Annotated in this window: 7 protein-coding genes; 4 read left to right on the forward strand and 3 right to left on the reverse strand. The window is 69.7% G+C overall.

Going from position 1 to position 7,682, the window contains the following annotated elements; translation table 11 throughout:
* The first annotated feature begins 70 nt into the window (after positions 1-70).
* The gene (locus C3488_RS22380; protein WP_103842088.1) at positions 71-2,083 is read left to right on the forward strand and encodes a translation factor GTPase family protein; all 2,013 of its coding nucleotides are present in this window, start codon (positions 71-73) and stop codon (positions 2,081-2,083) included.
* A gap of 69 nt (positions 2,084-2,152) precedes the next feature.
* Positions 2,153-4,021: a cellulase family glycosylhydrolase gene (locus C3488_RS22385; protein ID WP_103842114.1), complete on the forward strand. Its 1,869-nt coding sequence runs from the start codon at positions 2,153-2,155 to the stop codon at positions 4,019-4,021.
* On the opposite strand, the gene C3488_RS22390 is transcribed toward C3488_RS22385, so the two are convergent.
* Positions 4,014-5,264, reverse strand: coding sequence for a YncE family protein (locus tag C3488_RS22390; protein WP_103842090.1), 1,251 nt, complete (start codon positions 5,262-5,264; stop codon positions 4,014-4,016). The genes C3488_RS22385 and C3488_RS22390 overlap by 8 nt on opposite strands.
* A gap of 154 nt (positions 5,265-5,418) precedes the next feature.
* Between C3488_RS22390 and C3488_RS22395 the strand changes: the two genes are divergently transcribed.
* The gene (locus tag C3488_RS22395; RefSeq protein ID WP_103842092.1) at positions 5,419-6,078 is read left to right on the forward strand and encodes a TetR/AcrR family transcriptional regulator; all 660 of its coding nucleotides are present in this window, start codon (positions 5,419-5,421) and stop codon (positions 6,076-6,078) included.
* A 242-nt stretch (positions 6,079-6,320) separates the two neighbouring features.
* Positions 6,321-6,794: a VOC family protein gene (locus C3488_RS22400; RefSeq protein WP_181139140.1), complete on the forward strand. Its 474-nt coding sequence runs from the start codon at positions 6,321-6,323 to the stop codon at positions 6,792-6,794.
* Here the strand turns inward: C3488_RS22400 and C3488_RS22405 are convergent.
* Together C3488_RS22405 and nthA are read right to left on the reverse strand one after the other, a co-directional pair.
* Positions 6,769-7,137 (reverse strand): nitrile hydratase accessory protein, encoded by a 369-nt coding sequence (locus tag C3488_RS22405; protein WP_103842096.1) that lies wholly within the window; start codon positions 7,135-7,137, stop codon positions 6,769-6,771. The two genes, C3488_RS22400 and C3488_RS22405, sit on opposite strands and share 26 nt — an antisense overlap.
* Positions 7,134-7,682 (reverse strand): nitrile hydratase subunit alpha (nthA, locus tag C3488_RS22410; protein WP_103842098.1); only part of this gene is annotated, 549 nt, incomplete at its 5' end. The genes nthA and C3488_RS22405, both read right to left, overlap by 4 nt.

The following is a 7,682-nucleotide window of genomic DNA, read 5'->3' on the forward strand; positions in this document are numbered from 1 at the left end:
GCCCCCATGCGCACAGCGTTCATGTCCACCCGGCACGAAACCAGCACCCTCCCTAAGGACATGACGCTCTGTGCCCACGCTGAACCTGGGAATCCTCGCGCACGTAGACGCGGGTAAGACAAGCCTCACCGAGCGGCTGCTGCACGCCGCCGGAGTGATCGACGAGATCGGCAGCGTCGACGACGGCAGCACCCAGACCGACACCCTCGCGCTGGAGAGACAGCGCGGCATCACCATCAAGTCCGCCGTCGTCTCGTTCGCGCTCGACGATGTCACCGTCAACCTGATCGACACCCCCGGCCACCCCGACTTCATCGCCGAGGTCGAGCGGGTGCTGGGTGTGCTCGACGGCGCGGTGCTCGTCGTCTCCGCGGTGGAGGGCGTCCAGGCCCAGACACGCATCCTGATGCGCACCCTGCGACGGCTGCGGATCCCCACCCTCGTCTTCGTCAACAAGATCGACCGCGGCGGCGCGCACGACGGCCGGACCCTCACCGCCCTGGCCGAGCGCCTCACCCCGTCGATGGTCCCGATGGGACGGCCGTACGGACTCGGCACCCGCGACGCGCACGTGGTGCCGTACGACACCCACGACACCGCGTTCACCGCACGGCTGCTCGACGTCCTCGCCGAGCACGACGAGGGGCTGCTGGCCGCGTACGTCGAGGACGCGGTGTCCTCCGAGCGGCTGCGCCGCGCCCTCGTCGAGCAGACCCGGCACGCCCTGGTGCACCCCGTGTTCTTCGGCTCGGCGATCACGGGAGCGGGTGTGCGCGAGCTGATCGGCGGTCTCACGGAACTGCTGCCGGCCGCCGAGGACGACACCGAGGGACCTGCCTCCGGCACCGTCTTCAAGGTCGAGCGGGGACCGGCGGGGGAGAAGATCGCGTACGCGCGGGTGTTCTCCGGGACCCTGCGGACCCGCGACCGGCTGGTGTTCCGTGACGGACGTGAGGGCAAGGTCACCGCGATCAGCGTCTTCCACCGGGGCGGAGCGGACCGCGAGGCATCGGTGGCGGCGGGCCGTATCGGCAAGCTGTGGGGCCTGGCCGACGTCCGTATCGGCGACACCTTCGGCGAGGCGCCGAACGCCGGGCAGCCCGCGCAGCACTTCTCACCGCCCACCCTGGAGACCGTCGTCGTCCCCGCCCGCCCGCGTGACAGGGGAGCGCTGCACCTCGCGCTCACACAGCTCGCCGAACAGGACCCGCTCATCGCGCTGCGGCAGGACGAGCTCCGCCAGGAGATCTCCGTCTCCCTGTACGGCGAGGTCCAGAAGGAGGTGATCCAGGCGACCCTGGCCGAGGAGTACGGACTTGCCGTCACCTTCCGCGAGACGACGCCGCTGTGTGTCGAACGACCCGTCGGCACGGGCGCGGCGGTCGAGTTCAACAAGAAGGATCCCAACCCCTTCCTGGCCACCGTGGGACTGCGCATCGACCCCACCCCGGTCGGCGCGGGCGTCACGTTCCGTCTGGAGGTGGAGCTCGGATCGATGCCGTACGCCTTCTTCAAGGCGGTGGAGGACACGGTGAACGAGACCCTGGCACAGGGCCTGCACGGCTGGCAGGTGACGGACTGCACGGTCACCATGACCCACTCGGGCTACTCGCCGCGGCAGAGCCACGCCCACCAGGGCTTCGACAAGAGCATGTCGAGCACGGGCGCGGACTTCCGGGGCCTGACCCCGCTGGTCGTGGTGACCGCGCTCCGGCGGGCGGGTACCCGTGTGTACGAGCCGATGCACCGCTTCCGGATCGAGGCCCCGGCGGACACGCTCGGCGCACTGCTGCCGGTTCTCACCCGGTTGCGTGCGGTGCCGGGGACCACCTCACTGCGCGGGCGCACCTGTGTTCTCGAGGGCCGGGTGCCTGCCGCCCAGGTGCACGAGCTGGAGCAGACGCTGCCGGGGCTGACCCACGGCGAGGGCGAGCTGGAGTCCGCGTTCGACCACTACGCCCCGGTGACCGGTGGCGCGGTGCCGAGCCGCCCGCGCACCGACCACAACCCGCTCGACCGGGAGGAGTACCTGCTGCGGGTGATGCGGAGGGTGCCGGGGCGCGCGGCGGGCGTGCCGTCCTGAACACGGCGAACACATCGCAGGGTGCACGGGTGTTGACATAGGTCGTAAAGCGCCGCGAGTGTAATGTACATGGCAAAGTTACGTGTGCGTCTGTGCGGCGTTCTCGTGGCTCTCACCGGCCTCCTGGCGGCCCCGGGCGCACGGCCCGCGGCCGCCGACTCCCTTCCCGACTCCCTCTGGTTCGACGCCCAGGCGTCCGCCACCCTCACCGTCCAGGGCGGCCGCTTCACCGACGGCCTCGGCCGCGAGGTCGTGCTGCGCGGCTACAACGTCTCCGGCGAGACCAAGCTGGAGGAGAACGGCGGACTGCCGTTCGCCTCCGTCGCCGACGCCCGGAGGTCGGCGAACGCGCTGCGCACCCTCGGCGGCGGCAACACGGTCCGCTTCCTGCTCTCCTGGGCCCACGCCGAGCCGGTGCGCGGCCAGGTGGACACCGCCTACCTCTCCGCCGTCACCGACCAGATGCGCGCGTTCCTCGACGCCGGTATCCGCGTCTACCCCGACTTCCACCAGGACCTCTACTCCCGCCATCTCTTCGACCAGGGCAGCTGGTACACCGGCGACGGCGCCCCCGAGTGGGCCGTGGAAGCCGGGAACTACCCCGCCGAGTCCTGCGGGGTCTGCCTGTTCTGGGGCCAGAACATCACCCAGAACCAGGCGGTGACGAAGGCGTCGTACGACTTCTGGCACGACGCGTACGGGGTGCAGGACGCCTTCCTCGCCACCGCGCAGAAGACGATGGCGTACATCCAGCAGCACCTGGCCGAGGACGAGTTCGCGCGAGTCGTCGGCTTCGACCCGTTCAACGAGCCCTACGCCGGCACCTACGACTCCGGGCAGACCAGCCGCGCCTGGGAACGGGACGTCCTCTGGCCGTTCTACGCCAGGTTCCGCGCGCGGATGGACGCGGCGGGTTGGCAGGACAAGCCCGCCTTCGTGGAGCCCAACCTCTTCTGGAACGCCAACATCGCCGGCCAGAAGCAGCAGGGCGGACTCCTCGACGCCGGCACGATCGGTCCCCGGTACGTCTTCAACACCCACTTCTACGACCAGAAGGCCATCTCCGGCATCCTCATGTGGGGCAAGGCGGGCGACGGGCAGTACGCGACGGACTTCGGCACGGTGCGCGCCCGGGCCGGCGCCCTGGGCACCTCCGCGATCGTCAGCGAGTTCGGCCACCCGCTGTCCGGCTCCGTCGCCGACAAGGCGCCGACCGTGCTGAAGGCGATGTACCAGGCGCTCGACTCCCATGTGAAAGGCGCGAGTTGGTGGTCGGACCCGGCGGACTCCGGCCCGGTCCTCTCCGGCACGCAGTGGCAGTGGGACCTCTACAACGGCCGCCACCACGAGCTGATGAACGGCAACCCCGACAAGGTCCTCACCTCCGGTGACGCCTGGAACGACGAGGACCTCTCCGCCGTCGCCCTCGACGACTCGGGCGCCCCGGTGCTGCGCCAGGACGCCCGGCTGCTGGACCGGCTCTACCCGAGCGCGACCGCCGGTAGGACGGTGGCCTTCACCTACGAGGACCGCTCCCGGGACGGCTCGACGACGCTGACCTGGAACCCGGTTCCGAGTTCGCTGCCGAACGTGGCACGGCTGGTCGGTTCGGGGCAGTACGGGCTGTACGTGTGGCGGTCGAACGGCTCGGCGGCGCCCACGGAACTGCACCTGCCGGCCTCCTTCCCGGCCGCGTCCACCACGGTGGTCTCCGACCTCGGCAGCACTGCGGGCCTGCCCGCCTACACCAGGTCGGCCGCTGTGGCCGTGGCGAACGAGCCGGGCGGCACGGGAAGCAGGCGGCTGCTGCTGACCGCCTCCGACACGGGCGCCGTGCACTACGCACTGGTGACGAACGGTGCCACGACTCCGTCCGCGTCCCTGCTGAGCGCGGCGCGGACGGAGCTCGCGGCGTGGGCGGCGAAGGAGTTCAGCTAGCGGACGGGCCGGTCCAGTCGGCGGGGACGTGTGCGAGGCGCACCCGCTGCGGGTGGTCTCCGACCGGGACCGAGACCACCTTCCGGCCCGTCGCGAAGTCGATCGCGGTGACCTGGTCGGCACCGCTCTCGGAGATGATGCAGTCCTTGCCGTCACCGCTCACCGTGGCCCAGTAGGGCTTGGAGGCGGTGACGAGCGGGCCCTCCTGGAGGGTGGCGCGGTCCACCACGGTCGCGTAGTCGTCCATGGTGCCCGCGACGCACAGCTTGGTGCCCGCCGGGTTCATCGAGATGCCGTGGTGCCGTGAGTCGTTGACCCACGTCGTACGGTCCTCGCTGGTCGCCGGGTTCTTCGGCAGGGTCTTCACCCGGGTGATCTTGTCGGTGGCCACGTCGTACTCCAGGAAGCCGTTGAAGAACGACACCTGGAAGTAGAGCGTGGACTCGTCGGGGGTGAAGACGGCGGGCCGGACCGCGTCGGAGAAGCTCTTGAGCCCGATCGCGTCCAGCCGGTCGCGCATGTCGATGGTCCTCACCTGTCTGAAGGTGGTGGCGTCCACGACCGTGATGTGGCGGTCGCCCTTCGTCCAGTCCAGGGACGGGTCGTCGAGCGAGGTGTTGACGTCGCCGATCGCCATGTTCCAGATGTACTTGCCGTCCTTGGTGAAGATGTTCTCGTGCGGCTTGTCACCGGTGGCGAACTCGCCCAGTTGTTTACCGGTGTCGATGTCCAGTACCTGCACCTTGTTGGCCGTGGAGGCGGAGACGGCGACCCGAGTGCCGTCGGGGGAGACCGCCATGTGGTCGGCTCGGTAACCCGCCACGGGGAAACGCCAGTTGATCTTCCCGGTGGCGAGATCGATGGAGACGACGTCCGCGAAGCTCGGCCTGGAGACGACCATCGACCTGCCGTCCGGCGTGGAGTACATGTCGTCCACGAACTGGTCGTGGCCCTCGCCGACGCTGTTGCGGATGGCCATGAAGTAGATCCACTTGATGGGATCGGCGTTGATCTCCTTCAGCCGCGCCTCCTTGTCGGGGATCACGTTGACGCGGCCGATCCTCGCGAAGTCGCCGCTGGACTTGATGACATCGGCGGTGCCGTCCCAGTTGTCGCCCACGAACATCACCTCGCGCAGCGAGGAGGCGGAGTCCTGCGCGGCGGCGGCCGTCGCGGTGCCGCCCGTGGTCAGGGCCAGGGCGGCGGCGAGGGAGAAGAGGTGCCGGGATCTGAGAACAGGCATGGTGGGGTCCCTGTCTTGGGGTGGAAGTCTGAACACACTTGGGTTCAAAGTGACTTACTGGAAAGTAAGGAAGCGGCGGCCCTCTTCACAAGACTCCGCGCACGACAAAATTGAGCGACAGGCGAACGGATCATCGAACGGCGAGGGGGCGCGGGTGGCGGGCAGGCTCAAGCAGCCGACAGGCCGGTACGGCGGCAGGACGGCCGAGGAGCGGCAGGCCGAGCGACGCCGGCGGTTCCTGGAGGCCGGACTCGAGCTGTTCGGCGCCGGCCCCGGCTACCGGTCCACCACGGTGGCCGCGCTGAGCGAGGCGGCGGGGTTGTCGACACGGCAGTTCTACGAGGAGTTCCACACCTTGGAGGACGTGCTGGCCGCGCTGCACCTCCAGGTCAACGACTGGGCGGAACAGGCCGCGGCCGCCGCCCTCGCCGAGGCCGGCGACCTGCCGCTCGCCGAGCGCGCCGCCGCGGTGTTCCGGGCGTACGCCGCGAACGTCACCTCCGACCCGCGCCGGATCCGTATCGCCTTCGTCGAGATCATCGGCGTCAGCCCCCGCCTCGAGGAGCAGCGGCTCGAACGCCGCTCCCGCTGGGTGGACTTCATCTGTGCGGAGGCCGCCCGGGCGGCCGCGCGCGGTGAGGCGGCGCCCCGCGACTACCGGCTCGCGGCCACCGCGTTCATCGGCAGCGTCAACGGCCTGCTGCACGACTGGCGGGCCGGCTGGGTGGAGGCCACCCTGGACGAGATCGTGGAGGAACTGGTCCGCCAGCTCCTGGCCATCCTGCGCCCACCGGGCTGGCTGCCGGACGCCTGAACCCACTGCTTTCTCGAGAACCCGCCGGACTCCGGTGCGCTTCTCCGCCGAGGCGAAGGGGCTGCGGCCGATCGGCGCGGTCATCGACGGGATGGGCAGCGCTGTCGTACAGCGTCTGGATGCGGTGAACTCATCGCTCGTCCAAAATGCGCGGCAGTCGTGCTCGGGGCACGCTGGATGGGAGCGTCGATCGGCCGCCCTTCGGTTCCTCCTTCGCCGAATCCATGAAGGTGAGCGAAAAGATGGATTTCAAACTGGAAGTCGTCGTGCTGCCCGTTTCCGACGTCGACCGGGCCAAGAGCTTCTACGAGGCACTGGGATTCCGCCTGGACGTCGACAACACGTTCAGTGACGGCTATCGGTTGGTGCATTTCACGCCGCCCGGCTCCCAGTGCTCGATCATGTTCGGCGAGGCCATGACCTCCGCCGCCCCCGGCTCGGCCCAGGGCCTGTATCTCATCGTCCCGGACGTCGAACAGGCCCGCGCGGAGCTCGTCGACCGCGGCATCAAGGTGAGCGAGGTGTTCCACGACGCCGGGGGGCTTCTCCATCACGGTCACGAGGCCGGGGACGCCGTCCACCGCGGCACGGACCAGGAGCGGATCGCCGGCCCGCACCCCGACCGCACGTCCTATGCTTCCTACGCCGCTTTCAGCGACCCGGACGGCAACGGCTGGCTGCTGCAGGAGATCACGGAACGTCTGCCCGGCCGGTGACAGGATCGTCCCGGTGGTCGTGGCCTGAGGGGCGTCGCGCCAGGGCTCGGGTCCGTGCGGTGACTTCGTCCGTGGACACCGCGCACCGGCGGACGAGCACGTCCTCCAGGGCGGCCAGCCAGAGGCGGTAGTAGTTGTAGGACTCCTTCGGCGCCGATGTGGTCTCCCACGCTCTGATGCGGGCGATCAGCGCGGCTTGGAATTCCGGCCAGGTGAAAGCGCCCGCCTCGTACAAGCTGACGGCCATGCCGAAGGCCCGGCTCTCCCACGGCTCGGCGAACACCAGCTCGCCGTTGGAGCGCGGCGGTGCGGCCGGCCCCTCGATGTCCAGCGGCGCGCTCATGGTGCCGTCACCTTGGCCACCCCGACCATCGCGTCCCGCGTCACCAGGGGTACGAGCTCGTCCTCGGACAGGTGCTCGGTGCCGGCCGGCCGTTCGGGCAGCACCAGCCAACGGACTTCACTGGTGGAGTCGTGGACGATGATCTGCACGTCGTCGTCGAGTTCGAGTCCCATCTCGGCCAGCACCGTGCGCGGCTCCTTCACCACGCGCGCACGGTAGGCGGGGTCCTTGTACCAGCTCGGCGGCAGCCCGAGCACCGGCCAGGGGTAGCAGGAGCACAGCGTGCACACCACCACGTGGTGGGTGGTCGCGGTGTTCTCCACCACGACGATGTGCTCGCCCTGAGGTCCGGAGAATCCCAGCTCCTTGATGGCCGCGGTGCCGTCCTCGAGCAGCCGCCGCCGGTACTCCGGGTCGGTCCACGCCTTGGCGACGACCTTGGCGCCGTTGAGTGGGCCCACGATGGTCTCATAGGTGGTGATGATCCCGTCCACCACCTTCGGGTCGATCAGGCCCCGCTCGGTGAGCAGTTGCTCGAGTGCCTC

Origin of the sequence: Streptomyces sp. Ru72 (genome assembly GCF_002920635.1) — a bacterium.
GTDB lineage: Bacteria > Actinomycetota > Actinomycetes > Streptomycetales > Streptomycetaceae > Streptomyces.